21 protein-coding genes are annotated in these 18,896 nt (G+C 75.5%); 10 read left to right on the top strand and 11 right to left on the bottom strand.

Annotated elements, in window-relative coordinates; translation table 11 throughout:
• Nucleotides 1-25: 25 nt before the first annotated feature.
• Together ACI78Q_RS08285 and ACI78Q_RS08280 are read left to right on the top strand one after the other, a co-directional pair.
• Complete coding sequence (locus tag ACI78Q_RS08285; RefSeq protein WP_456922861.1) at nucleotides 26-469, top strand: TIGR03618 family F420-dependent PPOX class oxidoreductase; 444 nt, start codon at nucleotides 26-28, stop codon at nucleotides 467-469.
• A gap of 126 nt (nucleotides 470-595) precedes the next feature.
• Nucleotides 596-1,021, top strand: a complete 426-nt coding sequence (locus tag ACI78Q_RS08280) for an ester cyclase (RefSeq protein WP_456922860.1) — start codon at nucleotides 596-598, stop codon at nucleotides 1,019-1,021.
• 124 nt (nucleotides 1,022-1,145) lie between these two features.
• Here ACI78Q_RS08280 and ACI78Q_RS08275 read toward each other — a convergent pair whose 3' ends face one another.
• Nucleotides 1,146-2,864, bottom strand: coding sequence for an FAD-dependent oxidoreductase (locus ACI78Q_RS08275; protein WP_456922859.1), 1,719 nt, complete (start codon nucleotides 2,862-2,864; stop codon nucleotides 1,146-1,148).
• Nucleotides 2,865-3,133: 269 nt separating this feature from the next.
• On the opposite strand from ACI78Q_RS08275, the gene ACI78Q_RS08270 reads away from it, so the two are divergent.
• A complete protein-coding gene (locus tag ACI78Q_RS08270; RefSeq protein WP_456922858.1) occupies nucleotides 3,134-3,343 on the top strand; it encodes a dodecin in 210 nt (69 codons plus the stop codon).
• 278 nt (nucleotides 3,344-3,621) lie between these two features.
• On the opposite strand, the gene ACI78Q_RS08265 is transcribed toward ACI78Q_RS08270, so the two are convergent.
• Nucleotides 3,622-4,608 carry an anti-sigma factor RsbA family regulatory protein gene (locus ACI78Q_RS08265; RefSeq protein ID WP_456922857.1) on the bottom strand — a complete coding sequence of 329 codons (987 nt, stop codon included), beginning with the start codon at nucleotides 4,606-4,608 and terminating at the stop codon, nucleotides 3,622-3,624.
• A gap of 246 nt (nucleotides 4,609-4,854) precedes the next feature.
• On the opposite strand from ACI78Q_RS08265, the gene ACI78Q_RS08260 reads away from it, so the two are divergent.
• Nucleotides 4,855-5,292, top strand: a complete 438-nt coding sequence (locus tag ACI78Q_RS08260; protein ID WP_456922856.1) for an ATP-binding protein — start codon at nucleotides 4,855-4,857, stop codon at nucleotides 5,290-5,292.
• Nucleotides 5,293-5,467: 175 nt separating this feature from the next.
• Complete coding sequence (locus ACI78Q_RS08255; protein ID WP_456922855.1) at nucleotides 5,468-6,673, top strand: FAD-dependent monooxygenase; 1,206 nt, start codon at nucleotides 5,468-5,470, stop codon at nucleotides 6,671-6,673.
• Nucleotides 6,674-6,780: 107 nt separating this feature from the next.
• Here the strand turns inward: ACI78Q_RS08255 and ACI78Q_RS08250 are convergent, their stop codons facing one another.
• From ACI78Q_RS08250 to ACI78Q_RS08240, 3 genes are all read right to left on the bottom strand, one after another.
• On the bottom strand, nucleotides 6,781-7,590 hold the full coding sequence (locus ACI78Q_RS08250; protein ID WP_456922854.1) for an esterase/lipase family protein: 810 nt from the start codon (nucleotides 7,588-7,590) through the stop codon (nucleotides 6,781-6,783).
• Nucleotides 7,591-7,628: 38 nt separating this feature from the next.
• Nucleotides 7,629-8,213, bottom strand: coding sequence for a DivIVA domain-containing protein (locus ACI78Q_RS08245; RefSeq protein WP_456922853.1), 585 nt, complete (start codon nucleotides 8,211-8,213; stop codon nucleotides 7,629-7,631).
• Nucleotides 8,214-8,363: 150 nt separating this feature from the next.
• A complete protein-coding gene (locus tag ACI78Q_RS08240) occupies nucleotides 8,364-8,996 on the bottom strand; it encodes a LysE/ArgO family amino acid transporter (protein ID WP_456922852.1) in 633 nt (210 codons plus the stop codon).
• A 72-nt stretch (nucleotides 8,997-9,068) separates the two neighbouring features.
• Here ACI78Q_RS08240 and ACI78Q_RS08235 point away from each other — a divergent pair, with 72 nt between their 5' ends.
• Nucleotides 9,069-9,950: a LysR family transcriptional regulator ArgP gene (locus ACI78Q_RS08235; RefSeq protein WP_456922851.1), complete on the top strand. Its 882-nt coding sequence runs from the start codon at nucleotides 9,069-9,071 to the stop codon at nucleotides 9,948-9,950.
• Here ACI78Q_RS08235 and ACI78Q_RS08230 read toward each other — a convergent pair whose 3' ends face one another.
• On the bottom strand, nucleotides 9,951-10,826 hold the full coding sequence (locus tag ACI78Q_RS08230; RefSeq protein ID WP_456922850.1) for an MOSC domain-containing protein: 876 nt from the start codon (nucleotides 10,824-10,826) through the stop codon (nucleotides 9,951-9,953).
• Between the two features lie 178 nt (nucleotides 10,827-11,004).
• On the opposite strand from ACI78Q_RS08230, the gene ACI78Q_RS08225 reads away from it, so the two are divergent.
• The 3 genes from ACI78Q_RS08225 to ACI78Q_RS08215 are packed head-to-tail and all read left to right on the top strand — an operon-like array spanning nucleotide 11,005 to nucleotide 12,428.
• Nucleotides 11,005-12,003 carry an ABC transporter substrate-binding protein gene (locus ACI78Q_RS08225; protein WP_456922848.1) on the top strand — a complete coding sequence of 333 codons (999 nt, stop codon included), beginning with the start codon at nucleotides 11,005-11,007 and terminating at the stop codon, nucleotides 12,001-12,003.
• Nucleotides 12,004-12,032: 29 nt separating this feature from the next.
• Nucleotides 12,033-12,161, top strand: a complete 129-nt coding sequence (locus ACI78Q_RS08220) for a hypothetical protein (RefSeq protein ID WP_456922847.1) — start codon at nucleotides 12,033-12,035, stop codon at nucleotides 12,159-12,161.
• A gap of 12 nt (nucleotides 12,162-12,173) precedes the next feature.
• Nucleotides 12,174-12,428 carry a hypothetical protein gene (locus ACI78Q_RS08215; RefSeq protein ID WP_456922846.1) on the top strand — a complete coding sequence of 85 codons (255 nt, stop codon included), beginning with the start codon at nucleotides 12,174-12,176 and terminating at the stop codon, nucleotides 12,426-12,428.
• Nucleotides 12,429-12,459: 31 nt separating this feature from the next.
• Here ACI78Q_RS08215 and serA read toward each other — a convergent pair whose 3' ends face one another.
• Together serA and ACI78Q_RS08205 are read right to left on the bottom strand one after the other, a co-directional pair.
• The gene (serA, locus tag ACI78Q_RS08210; protein ID WP_456922845.1) at nucleotides 12,460-13,656 is read right to left on the bottom strand and encodes a phosphoglycerate dehydrogenase; all 1,197 of its coding nucleotides are present in this window, start codon (nucleotides 13,654-13,656) and stop codon (nucleotides 12,460-12,462) included.
• A gap of 97 nt (nucleotides 13,657-13,753) precedes the next feature.
• Nucleotides 13,754-15,253 carry an APC family permease gene (locus ACI78Q_RS08205; RefSeq protein WP_456922844.1) on the bottom strand — a complete coding sequence of 500 codons (1,500 nt, stop codon included), beginning with the start codon at nucleotides 15,251-15,253 and terminating at the stop codon, nucleotides 13,754-13,756.
• 112 nt (nucleotides 15,254-15,365) lie between these two features.
• Between ACI78Q_RS08205 and ACI78Q_RS08200 the strand changes: the two genes are divergently transcribed.
• Entirely contained in the window at nucleotides 15,366-16,523 is a 1,158-nt protein-coding gene (locus tag ACI78Q_RS08200) for an acyl-CoA dehydrogenase family protein (protein ID WP_456922843.1), read from the top strand.
• Between the two features lie 25 nt (nucleotides 16,524-16,548).
• Here the strand turns inward: ACI78Q_RS08200 and ACI78Q_RS08195 are convergent, their stop codons facing one another.
• The 3 genes from ACI78Q_RS08195 to ACI78Q_RS08185 form a co-directional block, all read right to left on the bottom strand.
• Entirely contained in the window at nucleotides 16,549-17,418 is an 870-nt protein-coding gene (locus ACI78Q_RS08195) for a 3-hydroxyacyl-CoA dehydrogenase family protein (protein WP_456922842.1), read from the bottom strand.
• 94 nt (nucleotides 17,419-17,512) lie between these two features.
• Nucleotides 17,513-18,421 (bottom strand): dioxygenase family protein, encoded by a 909-nt coding sequence (locus tag ACI78Q_RS08190; protein ID WP_456922841.1) that lies wholly within the window; start codon nucleotides 18,419-18,421, stop codon nucleotides 17,513-17,515.
• 76 nt (nucleotides 18,422-18,497) lie between these two features.
• Nucleotides 18,498-18,854 carry a hypothetical protein gene (locus tag ACI78Q_RS08185; RefSeq protein WP_456922840.1) on the bottom strand — a complete coding sequence of 119 codons (357 nt, stop codon included), beginning with the start codon at nucleotides 18,852-18,854 and terminating at the stop codon, nucleotides 18,498-18,500.
• Between the last annotated feature and the right edge of the window lie 42 nt (nucleotides 18,855-18,896).

Genomic DNA, 18,896 nt, shown 5'->3' with positions numbered 1-18,896 from the left:
CGGGATCGGTGCGACGCTGCACGGCATGACCGGCCTCGACGACGTCGCCGCCCTCGCCGCGCGCGAGCACCACCTCGCGGTCGTCGCCACGTTGCGGGCCGACGCCACCGTCCAGGCGTCGGTGGTCAACGCGGGGCTCCTCCCCCACCCGGCGACCGGCGAGCGGGTGGTCGGCTTCGTGACCTACGGCCGGGTGAAGCTGACCAACCTGCGCGCCCGGCCGCAGCTGAGCCTCACGTTCCGGCACGGGTGGGAGTGGGCGACGGTGGAGGGGCGCGCGGAGCTGGCCGGGCCCGACGACCCGCAGCCGTGGCTGGACGACGCCGACCGGCTGCGGCTGCTGCTGCGCGCGGTGTTCACCGCGGCCGGCGGCCGGCACGACGACTGGGACGCCTACGACCGGGTCATGGCCGAGCAGCGGCGCACCGCCGTCCTCGTCGCGCCGGGCCGGGTCTACAGCAACCGGTGAGGCCGGCGGGTGCGGGAGCGCCGCCACACCCTCCCGCCCCGGCGGGACGAAGGGCTCTGGGGCGGCCGGGACCCGCCTGCCAGGGTCCTCCGCGAGGCTGCGGGGGCACGTCACGCAGGAGGAGTCATGACCTCTCCCGCCGAACGGGTCGAACGGGCACGGCAACGGTGGAACGCCGGGGACCTGCCGGGCTACCTCGAGGTGTACGCCCGGGACCTGCGGTTCCACGGCATGGAGCCGGATCCGATGGACAAGCCGTCCGTGACTGCCTTCTACGAGCGCTTCTGGTCGGCCATGGGGGCGCCGGGGCGGCCCAACCCGCAGTTGGACTTCCACGAACACCTCGTCGACGGCGACCTGTACAGCTGCCGGTTCGCCGTGTCCGGCGAGCACCGCGGCGAGTTCATGGGAGTGCCCGCCACGGGCCGGCCGTACGTGTTCGAGGGCATCACGATCATGCGGCTCCGGGGCGACGAGGTGATCGAGCGGTGGACCACCGCCGACTTCCTGGGCCTCATGGTGCAGTTGGGCGCCGTCCCGGCCCCGGCCTGAGCCGCGGACGCCGGCGATCCGCGCGACTCTCGCGGTGTCGTGTCGGCTCTCGCGGTCGTGCAGCACCGCACGACCGTGCGCAGCACCGCACGAGCGCGGTGCCATCAGCGGTGGGAGCCGGCCCTCACGCGGGGCTCAGGACGGCCGGCTGCCGCGTCGGTTCCCGGTCGGCGGCCTCGGCGGCCCGGTGGGCGAGGGCGATGATCGGGCCGAGGGTGGCCCCGCCGGCCCAGTAGGCCTGGGCGGAGGCGGAGGCGACGCAGTTCCCGACGCCGTAGAGCCCGGGCACCGGCGTCCCGGTGTCGTCGAGGACCTGGCCGTCGGGGCTGGTCCGCGGCCCGCCCTTGGTGTCCAGCGTGCCGCCGGTGACGAGGGCGGCGTAGTACGGGCCGCGGTCGCTGATCGGCCACATGGTCGGGTTGGCCCGCCCGGGCTCGTCGGCGACCGGCCCGTTGAACAGCAGCTGCACCGCCTTCTCGCCGCGGTGGAAGTCCTCGTCGACGCCGCGCTCGGCGAACCCGTTGAAGCGCGCGATGGTCTGCCGCAGGGTCGGGACGAAGTCCGCGTCGAGGGCCAGCCCACCGGTCACGGCCGCGTACCGGCGCAGCCGCTCGGCGATCGCGTCGGCCAGGGCCTCGAGGGTCTCCCCCCGGATGACGTGCGAGTCGTCGGTGCCGGGCGGGACGATCAGCCGGCCGTACTCGTCGCTGGCCGAGTGGTCCTGGCTGTGCTGGTCCCAGATCTGCACCAGCACGAGGTACGGGTACTCGCCCCTGCCGCCGTCCCAGGTGGAGAAGGTCTGGGCCAGCTCGTTGTACTGCAGCTTCTCGTTGACCACCCGGCGGCCGGTCTTGTCGACGAAGACCGTCGAGTCGCCGGCCACGGAGAACATGCCGATCAGGCCCGGGTCACGCGCGACCGCCCGCTCCAGCGGGATCGGGCACATCCACGCGGAGTTCATGTTCCGCAGCTGGGCGCCCAGCGGCGCGGCGATGGCGAGGAAGTCGCCCTCGTTGGTGGTCGCCGCACACCCGCCGTAGATGCCCGCGGGCAGGTTGTTGCGCCGCAGGTCGACGTCGTGGGTGAACCCGCCGGTGGCGAAGACGACGGCCTTGCGGGCGGCGATGCGGTGCGTGCGGCCGTCCCGCGTGGTCGCCTCCACGCCGACGACCGCGCCGTCCCGGACGACCAGGCGCTGCACCCGGTGACCGGTGCGGACGTCGACGCCGTCCCGGCGGGCCGCGGCGCTCAGGGACTCGACGGCGACGGCACCGCCGTCTGACATCGACTCGCGCGCACCGAGGGGCACCAGGACCCGCCCGGTGGGCGCCTTGTCCTCGGGGATCTCCGACCAGTAGTCGGGCACCTCGGCGCAGTGCCGGTACTCCAGCGCCCCCCGCTGCGCCAGCAGCTCGGCCGCCGGGGAGGCGCTGGCGTAGATGGCCCGGCAGGTGTCGTACTCCCACTGCGACAGGCCCAGCGTCGGGGACGTCGGGTCGTAGGCGGCGGGCCGCGACAGCCGGGCCACGTAGCGCAGGAAGTCCGGCTCCTCGTCGGCGATCCCCGCCGCGCGCATCGGCTCGTTGGCGGGCACCCAGTACCAGAAGGCCGCCTTGCGGGCGGTGCCGCCGAGCTCGTCGGCCTTCTCCAGCAGCACGACCTCGTTGCCCAGCCAGCGGCTGAACAGTGCGGTGGGCAGGCCGGCCCCGCCCCCGCCGACGACGACCACGTCGGTGACGGCGTCGGGCGGGCGGTCGTCGGGGACCGGGGCCGCGGACTCGCGGGCCGGCGCGGCAGCGGGCGCCCCGGTCCGGGGAGCGGGGATCTCGTCGGGGAGAGGCATGGGGACCTCGCAGGGCGGAGGGGGTGGCCGCCAGCCCAGCGCGTCCCGCATGCGCGGTCAAGGTGTACGGGCGCGGGACCGGACGACACGGGACCGAATGCCCTGGGCCCGCCCGCGCTGGGGACGACCGCCCGGACGTGCGCTCTCCCCCGGCGGGGATCGCGGCGGTCACCGCGGTGTCCCCGTCCCGTTCCGGGGGGCCGACCGCGCACCCATCTGCCACGGTGGAGCCCCCGCAGCCGTCCGGGCTGCCTCCCTGAGGAGTTGGGTTGAGCAACCACGTCTACCGGATGAGCGAGATCGTCGGCAGTTCCCCCACCAGCGTCGACGACGCGATCCGCACGGCGGTGCGCAAGGCATCCCAGACCGTGCGGAACATCGAGTGGCTGGAGGTCCAGCAGATCCGCGGCATGGTGGCCGACGGCGACGTCGCGTACTACCAGGTGGAGATGAAGATCGGGTTCCGCGTCGAGGACTAGCCGAGCAGCGCGACGTCGTCCCGGCGGAGCCGCCGGGACGACGTCGCACCCGTCTTCGTGCAACCACCACCATCTCGTCTGCCGGTCCTGCGCCGCCATCGTCGACGTCGACCGCGCGGTCGGTGCCAGCCCGTGCCTCACGGCGTCGGACGACGCGAGGTACGCGATCGACGAGGCCGAGGTCGTCTACTGGGCCGCTGTCCCGCCTGCACGACCGGCGCGGCGGGTCGCTGACCGCACCGGAGCGTGCGGCCGGCCGGCCCCGCGCCCCGCGGGCGTCAGCTCCAGCTGGTGGACAGCCGGACGCTGACGCCGTGCTCGTCGCGGCGGATGGCGACGTGGTCGCACAGCTGGCGGGCCAGCCACAGGCCCATGCCGCCGTGGGAGAGGTCCGCACCGTGCGCCGGCCCGTAGCCGGCGAAGGGGTCGTCCCAGCCGCGGCCGGAGTCCCGGATGGTGGCCACCAGCCGGCCCGGCGCCGTCCACAGCCGCAACCCGGCCGGCGCCCGTCCGTGACGTACGGCGTTGGAGGTCATCTCGTCGGTGGCCATCAGGAAGTCCTCGAGGACGTCGCGGGGCCCGTCGACCTCGGCAAGCAGCCGGCGGACGGCGTGCCGCAGGCCGGCGTAGTCGGTGATGTCGTCGTCGGCCAGCGCGGGCGGGGTGTCCTCCAGCGGCTCGGGCGGCACCGGGAGGCCGCGCAGGTAGGTGGCCGGGTCGACGAAGTCGGGGCTGGCCTCCCGCCCGCCGGGGCCGACCAGCTGCGGGTGGGTGTGCCGGGCCGAGCGCAGGACCGGCTCGGGCAGGTCCGCCCGGAAGACACACAGGCCCCACAGCGGCAGCGGGGCGAACGCGGCGTTGATGACCGACTCGTAGGCCTGCCACTCGCGGCGGTCGGCGTCGCTGGCGCCGAAGTCGACCTCGCCCACGACGCGGACCCGCCGCCCGGATGCGGCCTGCTCGTCGGCGAGGCGGCGGAACGCCGTGATGGCCGTGGGCGTGCGGGCGCGGTACAGGGCGTGGCGCTCGAGCACGGTCACCCGGGGATCGGCGCCGACGGCCTCGTGCAGCAGGCCGGCGGTCTCCGGCGCAGCGGCGATCACCGCGGCGTCGCCGGCTGCCAGGCCCGCCAGCAGCCAGGGGGCGGCGACCGCGACCAGCTCGTCGGGGGACTCGTAGACCAGCGCGTCGTGCCGGAACCCCCGCGCCTGGACGTCGACGGCAGCGTCGGCGGTGTCGGCCGCGACTGTTCCGTCCCCGCCCACCGCGTGCTCCCCCCCGTCGTGGCCGTCGACCCGCCCGGGTCGTTGCCGAGTGCCTGCCCTGCCACGGTAGCCGCCTCCGACGACCGCGTGCCCGGCGTCGGCGGGTGCCACGCCGCCCGTGGGCGACGTCTCCCCCGGAAAGGGGGAGCCGCCGGGAGGTCCGTGCGCGACGGACCGACCGGCAGGTGTGGCCCGCGCGGCAGGGGGAACAGGAACGGCACCGCCCAGGAACGGCAACGGAGCACCGTGTCCACTCCCGCCTCTCCCCCGCCCCGCCCGTGGGAGCCCTCCCCCGCGCCCGAGGCGCAGGAGTGCTGTGCCTGGGACCTCGACCAGCCGCGCCAGCTCGCCACGGCCCGGCGCGGCGCGCGGCGGTGCCTGACCCGCGACCCGGACGGCGCCTCGGCCGAGACCGCCGACCACGTGGTCATGGTGCTCGAGGAGCTGGCGTCCAACGCCCTGCGGCACGGCTCCCCGCCCGCGTCGATCGAGCTGTGCCGGCACGCCGACGGCTGGCTGGTCATCGCCACCGACGCCGCTCCCGAGCGGGTCCCCTCGGTCGCCGTCGACCGGCCGGCCGAGCGGGGCGGCATGGGCCTGCACATGGTCAGCCGGCTCACGGTGCGCCACGGCGTGTACCGCGACGGGCGCGCCAAGACCGTCTGGGCCCTGGTGGCCTCCTGATCGTCGCCCGGCGCACTCCTGCGCCGGGGGTCCGCGGGGGCGGCAGCGGCGATCCGCGTGGGCGGCAACGCCGCGATCGGGAGGCGCGGGGCTGCGCCGCAGGGCAGGCTCGGGTCCGCAGGTCCTGCCCGCTGTCCGCCAGCGCCACCGGATCGCCGAGAGGGAGCGGAACACCATGGTCGCCACGTCCGCCGGCACCCCCCGGATCGCCATCGTCGGCGCAGGGATCGGTGGCCTCGCGGCGGCCGCCTTCCTCGACCGGACGGGGCTGCCGGCCGTCGTCCACGAGCAGGCCCGGGAGCTCACGGAGGTCGGCGCCGGGCTGGTCCTGGCCCCCAACGCCGTGCGCCTGCTCCGCCGGCTGGGCGTGCTGGACGCGCTGCTCGACCGCGCCGTCCCGCTGGACGTGGGCTGGGAGTTCCGCCGGTGGGAGGACGGGCGGGTGCTGTCCGCCGAGGACCTGGCCGGCTCGTGCGAGCGCCTCTACGGCGAGCGGACCTACACACTGCATCGCGCCGACCTGCTCCGCGCGATCGGCTCGGCCGTCCCCGCCGACCGGGTGCGGCTGGGCGCGCGCTGCACGTCGGTCGCGGTGGACGGCGACGCGGTGGTGGTCTCGTTCGCCGACGGCACCAGCACCGAGGCCGACGTCGTCATCGGGGCCGACGGCGTGCACTCGACCGTGCGAGGGGTGGTGACCGAGCCGTCGCCCGCGACGTACTCGGGGCTGTCGGCCTTCCGCGCCATCGTGCCGGCCGACCGCGCCCCCGACTTCGCCCGCCGCCGCGCGCAGACCCTGTGGATCGGCCCCGGCCACCACCTGGTGCACTACCCGATCTCCGGCGGGGAGGCGGTCAACCTCGTGGCGTTCGCCCCGGCCGGGGACTTCACCGTCGAGTCCTGGAGCGCCACCGCGACCGTCGAGGAGTTCCTCGCCGAGTTCGCCGGCTGGGACCCGCGCCTGCAGGAGCTCATCCGGCAGGCCGGCACGCCGGGCAGGTGGGCGCTGCTGGACCGCGCGCCGCTGGAGCGCTGGAGCCGCGGCCCGGTCACGCTGCTCGGCGACGCCGCCCACCCGATGTTCCCCTTCTTCGCCCAGGGCGCCGCGCAGTCCATCGAGGACGCCGCCGTCCTGGCCCGCTGCCTCGTCGACGACCCGCAGGACCCGGCCCGCGCGCTGCGGCGGTACGAGTCGCTGCGGATCGGGCGCACCACCCGGCTGCAGGAGATCAGCCACGCCCGGGCGCACGTCAACCACCTGCCGGACGGCCCCGAGCAGGCGGCGCGCGATGCGGGGCTGGCCGCCGCCGACCCCCTCGTCGCGAGCGGGTGGATCTACGCCTACGACCCGGACACGGCCGAGGCCCGGGCACGGATCTGACCCGGACGAGCGCCACGGGGGGCGGAGCCACCCGGCGTGGTGGGGGCCGGTGGACCGGTCGCCGGGGTCACGCACGTGGACGCGGCCGAGCCACGGAGCCACGGCCCTCACGCCACCCGTGGGAGCCGGTCCGCCGCAGGCGACGGCGTCGGCACCTCGGCCTGACGCAGGCGCCGGACCAGATCGGTGAGGAGGGCGGGCGCGCGCAGGATGGACAGGTGTCCCTCCTGCGGCACCGCGATGTTGACGGCACCGGGCACGGAGTCGGGCAACAGGGCCGACCACGGCCGGACGATCGGGTCGAGGTCCGACCAGTACGACAGCCACCTGACCGTGGCCGAGCCCCGGGCGTGCTCGATCGCGCGGAGCAGCGGCGAGCCGGGCCGGAGCTCGGCCGCGACCCGGCCCCGCCCGAGCCGCGCCACGGACGTCCCGCGGTGCGGCGTGGCGATCGTGACCCCGCGGTCCAGGGCGGCGTCGAGCCCCAGGCGCGCCGCGGCACAGCGGAGCACGACACCGCCCAGGCTGTGGCCGACGACGTGGACCCGGTCGCTGCCCGCCCGCCGCATCGCGCCGCGGCAGTCGTCGACGAGGCGGGCGGCGAGGCGGGGGACGTCGGTGGTCAGCGGGTTGAACCGCATGGCGTACACGTGCACGAACCCGGCACGGGAGAGCGCGAGCTCCAGCGGCAGCCAGTTCGACCGGTTCCCGCCGTAGCCGTGGACCAGGACGACCGGGGTGGTCAGCGGCCCGGCCGCCGGCTCGGCGCCCGCGCCGAGGAGCCGGAGTGCGGCCCCGTTGGTCGCCGACGTGAACCCGAGCGGGTAGCGGACCGCGGCCGCCGCCAGGGCGGCGAGCTCACGCAGGACGGCGAGGTGCGCGGGTCCGATGCACGCGGAGGGTCTCCGCTGCCCCACGCGGCCCTCCGGCTCGGGGGAACTGCCCGCAGCCCGGCTCAGGCCGCGCGGGGGCGGGGCTCGCCGGTGGCCCGGATGGAGGACGGCGGCTGCGCACCCACGACCGGGACGCCGGGGCCGACCCGGTCCAGGTGGTCCTGCAGCCACTCCCGCAACGACGTGCGGGCCTCGCGCTCGATGCCGTCCAGCCGGTCGACCTCGCTCTGGAGCTCCGCGCGGCGCACCGCCAGCACGCCGAGCTCGCGCTGGCGGTGCTCCACCAGCTCCGCCTCGGCCCGTGCCCGCTCGGCGTGGGCCTCCGCCAGGATCCGCTCCCGCTCCGCCCGGCCCTCCGCGACGAGCCGTTCCCCCTCGGCAGCGGCGTCGGCGAGCACCTGGTCGGCCATCTGCTCGGCCCGCAGGAGGGTGCGCAGCGCCCGGGCGGCAGCCGCCTCGTCGTCCTGCGGTCGCTCGCCGTCCGCCGCCGGCACCGGCTGGTCGGGCGCCGTGTCCGGCGCCGCTTCGGCAGGCTCGCCGCACGCCTGCTGCAGCCGGTCGAGGAAGGTGTCGACCTCCTCGACGTCGTAGCCGCGGAAGACGATGCGGAACTGCTGGGCCTCGATGTCGGCGGGCGTGATGGGCACGGCGGGCTCCTTCGCGACGAGTCGGGTGGGCGTGTCCTGGTCAGCGAGTGCTCGGAGTCCTCCGGCCGGGCTCGTGATACCTGCGACCGGCGCCGTCCTCCCCCGGCGCCCTCCGCCACCCGGGTGCCCGCGCCCCGTCCCGTGCCGGGCTCAGGCCCCGGCGACGCCGCGGACCGCCAGGGAGACGGCGAGGACCGACATGACCACGGCGATGCCCCCGTCGAGGACCCGCCAGGCCACCGGGCGGGCGAACACCGGCCGGAGCAGCCGGGCGCCGAAGCCGAGGCCGGTGAACCAGACGGCGCTGCCCAGGCCGGCGCCCGCGGCGAACTGCCACCGGTGCTCGCCGTACGTGGCGGCCATGGAGCCGAGGAGCACCACCGTGTCCAGGTACACGTGCGGGTTGAGCCAGGTCAGCGCCAGGCACGTGCCGACGGTCACCGCGAGACCGGCGCGCGCGCCGGCGGCATCGGGCAGGAGCGCGCCGGGACGCAGCGCGCGCCGGGCGGCGAGCACGCCGTAGCAGAGGAGGAACGCCGCCCCCGCGAGGCAGACCACCGGGATGAGCCACGGCACCCGCGACAGGGCCGCGCCGGCGCCCAGCACACCGGCGGCGATCAGCGCGAGGTCGGAGAGGGCGCACACGGCCACGACCGCGGCCACGTGCTCGAGCCGGAGGCCCTGCCGCAGGACGAACGCGTTCTGGGCGCCGATGGCGACGATCAGCCCCAGGCCGAGCGCCAGCCCGGACGCGACGGCGAGCAGCGCGGGGGTGGTGAGCACACGGTCGACGGTAGGAACGGCGATCCGTGCAGTCCAGCTCATGATCCTGATGCATCGTTAACATCGCTGTCCATGGACCTGGACCTGGGCCAGCTAAGGGCGCTGGACGCGACCGTCCGCGGCGGCACGCTGGAGGCCGCCGCCCGGGCGCTGCACGTCACCCCGTCGGCGGTCAGCCAGCGGTTGCGCGCCCTCGAGGTCGCGACCGGCCGGATCCTGCTGGTGCGGACCAAGCCGGTGCAGGTCACCGAGTCCGGGCAGGCGGTGCTGCGGCTGGCCCGGCAGGTCGACCTCCTCACCGCCGACGTCGCCCGCGAGCTCGGCGGGGAGCCCGCACCCGAGCGCGTGCCCACGCTGCCCGTCGCGGTCAACGCCGACTCGATGGCCACCTGGGTGCTGCCCGCGCTGGCGCCGCTGGCCGGCGAGGTCTGCTTCGACCTGTACCGCGAGGACCAGGAGCACACCAGCGCCCTGCTGCGCGCCGGCACGGTCATGGCGGCGGTGACCGCCGACGCCGACCCGGTGCCCGGCTGCACCTCCACCCGCCTGGGCGGCATGCGCTACCGGCCGATGGCCACCCCCGGCTTCGCGCGGCGCTGGTTCCCCGGCGGCCCCACGCCGGAGGCGCTCGCCCGCGCCCCGGTCGTCGTCTTCGACCGCAAGGACGACCTGCAGCACCGCTACCTGCACGCGCAGGCCGGCGCCGGCGTCGCCCCGCCGGTGCACTTCGTGCCCGCCTCGGCGGACTACGCCGCCGCGGTCGGCCTCGGACTGGGCTGGGGCATGGTGCCCGACCTCCAGGCCCGCGGGCTGCCCGCCGAACTGGTCGAGCTGGACCCGGCCGCCGCGGTGGACGTCGTCCTGTACTGGCAGCAGTGGCGACTGCGCTCCCCCACCCTCGACCGGGTGCGGGAGGCGGTGCTGGCCGCCGCCGGCCGCGACCTGGATCCCTGATCAGACGGTGCGGACCGGTGCGCCGAGGCGGATCTCCCCGTCGGTGAGGACGTCGGCCCGCAGGCCGCCGCGGTGGATCAGCGGCCGCAGCACCCCCGGGCCGCTGAGCCGGTCGAGGTGGACGCAGGGCTCGCACGGCCGGCGCCCCTCGCACAGCACGTCACCGATGCGGAAGCGCCGCCCGACCAGCGCGTTCACGTCCAGCCCGCGGGTGAGGACGTTGCGCCGGGTCCCCGCGAAGTCCGGGCCCCGGCCGGCGGCGGCGAGCTCGTCGAGCACCTCGGCCGCCATCAGGGTCAGGTCGTACCCGGGACGCCTCCCGGCACGGGGGCTGAACGTGCCGGCTCCCGCGGCGTAGCGGTCGCCCTCCAGCCCGCGGCCGGCACGGGCCCGCGCGACCGTCAGCAGCTGCATCGGGGCCTCGGCCGCCGGAGCCACGGCGAGGCCCTCGACGGTGCCGTGCAGGTCCGCGCCGGCCGGCGGCCGGTGCAGGACCGGGTCGAGCGAGGCGACGGCGTGCGCCTCACGGATGCACAGGTCCGCGGTGGCCCGGCCCAGCAGCGCGGGTGCCTGCGGGCTGAGGACGACGCCCGGGGGCGTGCCGAACGCGACCACGGCCACCGCCGCGCCGTCCGGGCCCTCGACGACGGCGATCCACCACCCGGCCCACTGGAAGCGCACCGGGTCGGCGACGGGCACCAGGCCCGAGCCACGCCCGGCCAGCCAGGTCCGCCAGGAACCGAGGGCGGACGCCAGGTCGTCCCCGGGGGGCGGCAGCTCCGCCACGGGGACCTCGGTGACCGACGCCAGGCAGGCGGCGAACCCCCGGGCGAGCGCGCCCGCGGCGGGTCCGGGCGGGAGCTCGACGTCGATCACCGGTCCTCCAGGAGTCTCCGCCCCACGGCACCTCCGCATCGTCCCGCGCCCGGTCCGAACAGGACTTCCGGGGACCGGAACGTCGCGGAGGGCGCCGTGACGGCGGTCACTATGGTGCTCGGCGAGCCGCCACGGTCCCCCAGCTCGGACGGGACGGGCATCGAGTCGAGGAGAGCACGTGAGGATCAGCCGTTCCGTCCGGCGAGGTGTCCCGGTCGCCGTGGCCGCCGTCCTGCTGGTGGCCTGCGGGGGTGGGGACGACGAGGCCGCGACCGGGAGCACGCAGCTGAGCCCGGAGGACCCGGTGTCGATCCTGGTCGGCACGCTGCCGATCCCGGACAACGCCCCGCTGTTCCTGGCCATCCAGGAGGGCTACTTCGCCGACGAGGGGCTCGAGGTCGAGACCCAGATGGTCGCGGGCGGCTCGGCCGCGCTGCCGGCGATGGTCGCCGGCGACCTGCAGTTCAGCAGCTCCAACTGGACCACGGTGCTCCAGGCGGCCAGCCAGGGCCTGCCGGCACAGATGGTCTGGGAGATGACCGGCCCCAAGGAGGGCGTCAACGGGATCATGGTCGCGGGGAACTCCCCGGCCCAGACCCCCGCCGACCTGCAGGGCCAGCGGATCGCGGTCAACACCCTCGCCGGCCTGGTCGAGCTGCAGGTCCGGGAGTGCATGGCCGCCGGTGGCCTGCAGGAGGGTGACTTCGAGCTCGTCGAGATCCCCTTCCCGGACATGCCGGCGGCCCTCCAGCAGGGCAACGTGGGCGCCGCGTTCATCGGCGAGCCGTTCACCACCCTCGCCGAGGACCAGGGGGCCCGCGTGGTCGCCGAACCCAGCAGCAGCTGCGGTGAGCGGGTCGCCGAGATGCCCGTCATCGGATTCATGACCACGTCGCAGTACTCCGCGGAGAACCCCGAGGTCACCGCGGCGTTCGCCCGCGCCCTGGAGCGCGGTGCGGAGCTGGCCGAGTCCGACCCGCAGCAGGTCGTCGACATCCTGCCGACCTACACCCAGCTCACCCCCGAGCTGGCCGCGCGCATGACCCTGCCGGCGTGGCTGGAGGACCGGGCCCCGAGCACCGAGCGGGCCGAGGTGACCCAGGAGTCGATGATCGAGTTCGGATTCATCGACGAGCCGGTCGACGACCTCGACGCGCTGATCGCCCCCGTCGACTGACCCCGTGCCGGGGCGCCGGACCCCCACCCGTGAGCGTCCGGCGCCCCCGCGCGGAGGCCGGATTCCTGTCGTACCCCCGGGCCACGCTGGACCTGTCGGACGGCATCGGCGCCGTCGCCATCGCAGGCAGCGAGCGCGGCACCGGTGGTCCGGGATGAGGCGAGGACGAGATGAGGACCTACGACCCCGCGGACGGCATCACCTACGTCCACCTGGCACCGGTCCCCGCCCGTCCCGCCGCGCCGCCGCAGGTCCACGACGAGTGCCGGCGGCTGCCCGCCGGCTACGCGAACGCGTCCCTCCAGGCCGTGCTCGGGGCGCCGACGGCGCCCGGCCGGCGCCCGGCGCTCGTCGTCCTCCCCGGAGGGGCGGCGCCGGTCGAGGGCCCCGCGACCGCGCCGCCGGCACTGCGCCTGGCCCGGTAGCCCGTCGAGGTGGGCGGCCGGCCGGGAGGCCTCAGCGGAAGGTGGTCAGGCGGACGGTCTCGGGCAGCGCCCGGAGCGCCTCCAGCAGGGCCGCGGGCATGGCGTCGCTCACGTCGGTCACCACGTAGCCGAGCTCGCCGCGGGTGGCCAGCACCTGGCCGTCGACGTTCAGGCCGTGCTCCCCGACCAGGGCGTCGGCACGGGCCAGGACGCCGGGCACGTTGCGGTGCAGCAGCGCGAAGCGGCCCCCGGACGACCCGTGCAGGGCCACCGCGGGCAGGTTCACGCTCAGCGTCGTCGTCCCGGTGCGGGTGTAGTCGGCCAGCTTCCCGGCCACGAACCGCCCGATGTCGTACTGGGCCTCCTGCGTGGACCCGCCGACGTGCGGGGTGAGGATGACGTTGGGCAGCCCGCGCAGGACGGAGTCGAACGGGTCGCCCTGCTCGCGCGGCTCGTCGGGGAAGACGTCGACCGCGGCGCCGGCGATGTGGCCGCTCTCGATGTGCTCGCGCAGCGCCTCGTGGTCGACGACGAACCCGCGGGAGAGGTTGAGGAACAGGCTGCGCCGGCGCATCCGGGCGAACTGCTCCGCGCCGAACAGCCCCGCGTTGCCGGCCCGCCCGTCGACGTGCAGCGTCACCGCCTCGGCGCGCTCGAGCAGCTCCTCCAGGCTGCCGCAGGCCTCGGCGTTGCCCAGGGCGAGCTTGTCCTCCAGGTCGTAGAACAGCACCCGCATGCCCAGCGCCTCGGCCAGCACCGACAGCTGGCTGCCGATGTTGCCGTAGCCGACGATGCCCAGCGTCCGGCCCCGGACCTCGTGGCTGCCCTTGGCCGACTTGTCCCAGATGCCGGCGTGCAGCGCGCGGTCGCGGTCGTTGAGCCGCCGGGCCAGGCTGATGATCTCCGCGATCGCCAGCTCCACGACGCTGCGGGTGTTGGAGTACGGCGCGTTGAACACCGCCACCCCGGCCCCGGCCGCCGCGGCGAGGTCGATCTGGTTGGTGCCGATGCAGAAGGCGCCCACCGCCACCAGTTCCGGATGGGCCTCGACCACGGCCTTGGTCACCTGCGTCTTCGACCGGATGCCCAGCAGGTCGACTCCGTCCAGCGCGGCGGTCAGGTCGGCCTCGTCCAGCGCCCCCCGCAGCGCCTCCACCTCGTAGCCCGCCGAGGACAGCGACTCCACCGCCACCGCGTCGATGTTCTCCAGCAGCAGCGCCTTGGGCATGTCGAACCGTCCTCCGTGAGTTGCGCGTCGGACCGATCCTCCCAGTTGCGCCCGGGGCGTCCGGTGGCGGTCGGGCCGGCGTCCGCCGGGACGGCGCTCAGCGCAGGTCCGCGTCGACCTCGACGCGGTCCCCGGCGATCCCGGGCCGCTCCCGCCAGAACCGGGCGTCCCTCGCCCGCCAGGCCAGCATGAGGACCACCCCGGCGAGGGTGATGCCCACGCCGATGACCAGCGGCGGGCCGACGCCCAGCCAGGCCTGCCCGGTGTAGGAGTTCGCCGGGTCGGACATGTCGCGGACCGCGAGCACCAGCAGCCAGATCAGCAACCCCGCCCCGGCCAGCGGACCCACCCCGATGAGCAGGAACGACGACACGCTGCGGGTCAGCTGCCGGCGGTGGTAGACCGCGCAGGCGATGCCGGTCAGCGCGTAGTAGAAGGCGATCAGCAGCGACAGCGCGGTGATCGAGTCGAACAGGGCGTCCTCGCTGAGCAGGCTGACCACGACGAACCAGACACTGGCGATGCCGCCCACCCACCACGTCGACACGTCCGGGGTGCGGTGCCGCGGTGAGACGTGGCCGAGGCGGCGCGGGAACGCGTGCCGCCGCGCCATCGACAGCCCGGTGCGCGAGGCCGGGATGATCGTGGTCTGGGTGGAGGCGATGGCCGACGTGGCGACGGCCAGCAGGACCACCCAGTCCCAGCCGCCCAGCACCTCGGTGGACAGCAGCGCGAAGATCGCCTCCTCCTCGTCCGCGTTCTGCGCGAGGTGCCCGGTGCCGGCGAAGGCGAGGACGGCGACGGCGACACCGACGTAGGTGACCAGCAGGACGACCGTGGAGGCGATCGCGGCCCGGCCGGGGGCGGACGTCGGGTCGCGGGTCTCCTCGGTGAGGTTGACCGCCGACTCCCAGCCCCAGTACGCGAACACCCCGAGCAGCAGCCCCCCGGACAGGGCCGCCCCGCCGGCGCCGAACGGGTCCAGCCAGCTCCAGCTCGGGTCGAGGCCGCCGAGCGGGCTGTCGCCGGTGACCCCGCGGACGATCGCCACCGCGGCGAAGACCAGCAGGGCGAGGCTCTGGGCGATGATCAGCCCGTTCTGCAGGCGCGCCGACAGCTCCGTGCCGAGCACGCAGATCCAGGTCATCAGCAGGATGAGCGCGACGGTCAGGACGAGGACGACGGCCGTGTCGTCGGCCGGCGCGTCCAGGCCCAGCGTCCGCAGCGTGAAGACGACGCCGACCTCGGCGAGCGACCCGATGACCAGGACGCCGGTCATGGTGATCGCCCATCCACCCATCCAGCCCGCCCACGGCCCCAGAGCCCGCGTCACCCACGAGAACGTCGTACCGCAGTCGGGGTCGACCCGGTTGAGCGCGGCGAACGCCGAGGCGATCAGCAGCATCGGCACGAACGAGGCCAGCAGCACGCCGGGGGCGTGCACCCCGGTGAGCGCGACCAGGGCGCCGATGACCGCCGCCAGCGAGTACGCCGGCGACGTGGACGCCAGCCCGATCACGAGGGCGTCGACGGAGCCGATGGCGCCCGGGCGGAGGGTGGCCCCCGGGTCCGGGCGGGCGGCGGGGTGTGCGCTCATGCGACGGTTATCGCAGGTGCGGGACGCCGCGCCGACGGGGGGCTCCCCGACGCGGCCGCGCGGTCGCTCCCGGGGAGGAGTGACGGCGCCCGGCGCGGGCTACGACCACGGGGTGGACGAGACCGACCTGGACCAGTTGCGCGCCCGCACCCGTGCACTGTGCGCCCGGTTCCCCGACGAGTACTGGCGGGAGACCGACCGCGACCGCCGCTACCCGCAGGAGTTCGTGGACACCCTGACCGCCTCCGGGCTGCTCGCCGTCCTGATCCCCACCGGGTACGGCGGCGGCGGGCTGGGGCTGACCCAGGCCTCGGTGGTCATGGAGGAGATCAACCGGTCCGGGGGGCACTCGGCCGCCTGCCATGCCCAGATGTACACGCTGGGCGCCCTCCTGCGGCACGGCAGCGACCGGCTCAAGGACGCGTACCTGCCGCTCATCGCCACGGGTGAGCTCCGGCTGCAGGCGTTCTCCGTCACCGAGCCCGCCGCGGGTTCCGACACCACCAGCATCGCCACCACGGCGGTCCGCGACGGGAACGACTACGTGCTCACCGGGCACAAGAACTGGACCAGCCGGATCGTGGAGTCCGACCTCGCGCTCGTCCTCGCCCGCACCAGCGAGCGGGGCGCCGACCGCACCCGCGGCCTGACCCTCTTCCTCGTCGACCTGCGGCAGGTGCGCGCCGAACAGCCGGACACCCTCGAGGTCCTGCCGGTGCGCACGATGTTCAACTACGCCACCAACCAGGTCCTCTACCGGGGTGTGCGCGTGCCGGCCGACCACGTCGTCGGCGAGGTCGACGCCGGCTTCCGCTACGTCATCGACGGCTGGAACGCCGAGCGCATCCTGCTCGCCGCCGAGGCCATCGGCGACGGCTACTGGTTCGTCGAGCGCGCCGTCGCCTACGCCAACGAGCGGGAGGTGTTCGGCCGGCCGATCGGCGCCAACCAGGGGGTGGCCTTCCCCCTCGCCGACGCCTACATGAAGGTGCGCGCCGCCGACCTGATGCGCTACCAGGCCGCGCGGCTGTTCGACGCGGGCGAGCCCTGCGGCGCCGAGGCCAACATGGCCAAGCACCTGGCGTCGGAGGCCAGCTGGGCCGCCGGCAACGCCGCCCTCGACACGCACGGCGGCAACGGGTTCGTCGACCAGTACGACGTCGAGCGCAAGTTCCGCGAGACCCGCCTTTACCAGGTCGCGCCGATCAGCAACAACATGGTCAAGGCGTTCGTCGCCACGAAGGTGCTCGGGCTGCCGCGGTCCTACTGAGCGGGTCCGGGCGGCACGCTGGGCCTCACCCGTAGTCGTCGTAGAAGCCGCGGCCGCTCTTGCGCCCGAGGCGGCCCTGCTCGACGTACTCCCGCACCAGCCGCCGCGGCCCGTCGGGGATCCCCTCGCGCACGTCGGCGTAGTGCTCCTCGATGGCCAGGACGACGTCGAGCCCCACGACGTCCATCAACCGGAACGGCGGCGTCCCCGGGCGGGTGAACAGCTGCCACATGGCGTCGACGTCCTCGGGGGTGGCCACCCCCTCCTCGACGACCATGAGGCACTCGCGTTTGATGGCCGCCCAGATGCGGTTGAAGATGAACCCGTCGCTCTCCCGGCGCACGCGGAAGGGCACGAGCCCGTACCGGGGCAGCCACTCCACCAGCGCGTCGATGACCGCCGGGTCGGTCCGGCCGCAGGACATCAGCTCCACGGCGTTGTGCTCCGGCGGGGACTGGAAGTGCGTGTTGAGCACCCGCTCGGGGCGCGTGACCTCGCCGATCACCTGCCGGGTCGGGATGGACGACGAGTTGCTGGCGAGGACGGCGTCGGGCTCGGCCAGCCGGTCCAGCTCGCCGAAGACGGCCGTCTTCACCTCCACCCGCTCCGGTACCGCCTCGACCGCCAGCCAGGCCCCGGCCACGGCCTCCCCCAGGTCGGCGACCGCGGAGACCGTCCCGCGTCCCGGGTTGGCCAGTCCGAGGATCCGGTGGACGTCCTCGACCGAGGCCGCGGCGGAGTCCCGTGCGGACTCCCGCTGCTCGGCCGAGACGTCGGTGAGCCGCACGTCCGTGCCACCCGCGGCCAGGACGGCCGCGATGCGGCGGCCGAGGCTGCCGGCGCCGACGACGGCCACCGGCCGCCGATCGGCGTCCTCGGGGAACACGTAGCCCATCGCGGGCCCTCCTCGCAGTGGTCGGGGCCCCAGCCTCGCAGCGCCCCCGGTACGGCGCGCGCGGGACCGCTCGACCGCCGAGCGGCCGCGCCGCTCAGGCGGCCTGGAAGGAGCGCCGCGAGAAGCCGACCGCGTACCCGTCGAGGGTCGTGGTGACCGGCGCGCCCGGGTCGGTGGCCGCGCCCAGGGTGACGAACAGCGGGGTGAAGTGCTCCACCGTCGGGTGCGCGTACGGCATCCCCGGCGCCGCGGTCCGGAACCGGGCGAGCTCGGCGACGTCGCCACGGGCCAGCGCGTCGGCGGCCCAGGCGTCGAAGTCGGCCGACCAGCCGGGGACGGCGTTGTCCAGGAACATCTCCCGGGTCAGGAACGGCAGGCCGTGGGTCATGTGCCCCGAGCCGACGACCAGGACCCCCTGCTCGCGCAGCGGGCGCAGCCGCCGCCCGAGGGCGAGCAGCCGGTCGGGGTCGTCGGTGGGCAGGCTCAGCTGCAGCACCGGGACGTCGGCGGCCGGGTACATGATCTTCAGCGGGACCCAGGAGCCGTGGTCCAGGCCGCGGCGGGCGTGCTCGTGCACCTGCTCGGTGTCCGGCATCAGCCCGACGACCTGCCGGGCCAGCTCATCGGCGTCGGGGGTGTCGTAGCGGAACGAGTGGTACAGCGGGTCGAAGCCGCCGAAGTCGTAGACCAGCTCCCGCGGCCGGGGAGCGCTGACCGACAGCGGAGCGGACTCCCAGTGCGCGGACACCACGAGGATCGCCCTCGGCCTCGGCAGGGACCGGGCCCAGTCGTGCAGCGGGTCCAGCCACTCGGGGCTCTCGAACGGCAGCGGGCCACCCCCGTGGCTCAGGTAGAGGCTGGGCAGCGGCCCGTCCTCCGGCGTCCACGGCCGGTGCGGCTCCGCCGCCTCCGCGGCCGCGGTCCGGCGCAGGTGCGCGGCGAACGGGTGCTGCGCGGGGATGCGGCTGTCCGCGGCCGCGGTGGTGGAGACGGTCGTGGTCATGGGACTCCTTCGTCGACGCCCGGCGGCGCTGCGGTGGCGGCAGGCCACTCCACTGTCCGTCATTCATGTTGAGAGTTCAAGTATCGCTGCGACCCGACCGGTCACCCGGTCGGCGGGCCGCCTGCGACCCCCCGGAGATCTCGCCCAGCACCGACCAGGTCGAGGCCGACCCCCGCTCGCCCAGCCGGGGCCAGTGACGCCACAGCACCCACGGGACGGCGGTGGCCACAGCGAGCGCGGCGGCGACGGCCGGCACGCCGAGGAGGACCAGCAGGATCGCGAGCCAGAGGACGACGACGGCGGCGGCGCACCCGTCGTCCAGACCGCGGGGGCCCCTCCGGCGCGGGGGCGGCGCGGGCCGCGGCTCCACGGCCTCCTCCGCCCAGAACCGCTCGACGTCGTCCCACACCCGCTGCTCCGGATCGCTGAGCACGCTCGACCTCCTCCTCTGCCGGCCCCGAGCGTCTCCACCGGC

It is taken from the genome of Geodermatophilus sp. SYSU D00705, assembly GCF_054050135.1.
Note: the sequence above shows the minus strand (reverse complement) of the source record. Positions and strands in the feature narration are given on the sequence as shown.

Bases quoted from the DNA above. Each gene is read 5' to 3' on its own strand.
- ACI78Q_RS08255 (WP_456922855.1), top strand. From the start codon at position 5,468: ATGGTCGCCACGTCCGCCGGCACCCCCCGGATCGCCATCGTCGGCGCA.
- ACI78Q_RS08215 (WP_456922846.1), top strand. From the start codon at position 12,174: ATGAGGACCTACGACCCCGCGGACGGCATCACCTACGTCCACCTGGCA.
- ACI78Q_RS08205 (WP_456922844.1), bottom strand. From the start codon at position 15,253: ATGAGCGCACACCCCGCCGCCCGCCCGGACCCGGGGGCCACCCTCCGC.
- ACI78Q_RS08285 (WP_456922861.1), top strand. From the start codon at position 26: ATGACCGGCCTCGACGACGTCGCCGCCCTCGCCGCGCGCGAGCACCAC.
- ACI78Q_RS08195 (WP_456922842.1), bottom strand. From the start codon at position 17,418: ATGGGCTACGTGTTCCCCGAGGACGCCGATCGGCGGCCGGTGGCCGTC.
- ACI78Q_RS08280 (WP_456922860.1), top strand. From the start codon at position 596: ATGACCTCTCCCGCCGAACGGGTCGAACGGGCACGGCAACGGTGGAAC.
- ACI78Q_RS08190 (WP_456922841.1), bottom strand. From the start codon at position 18,421: ATGACCACGACCGTCTCCACCACCGCGGCCGCGGACAGCCGCATCCCC.
- ACI78Q_RS08275 (WP_456922859.1), bottom strand. From the start codon at position 2,864: ATGCCTCTCCCCGACGAGATCCCCGCTCCCCGGACCGGGGCGCCCGCT.
- ACI78Q_RS08235 (WP_456922851.1), top strand. From the start codon at position 9,069: ATGGACCTGGACCTGGGCCAGCTAAGGGCGCTGGACGCGACCGTCCGC.
- serA (WP_456922845.1), bottom strand. From the start codon at position 13,656: ATGCCCAAGGCGCTGCTGCTGGAGAACATCGACGCGGTGGCGGTGGAG.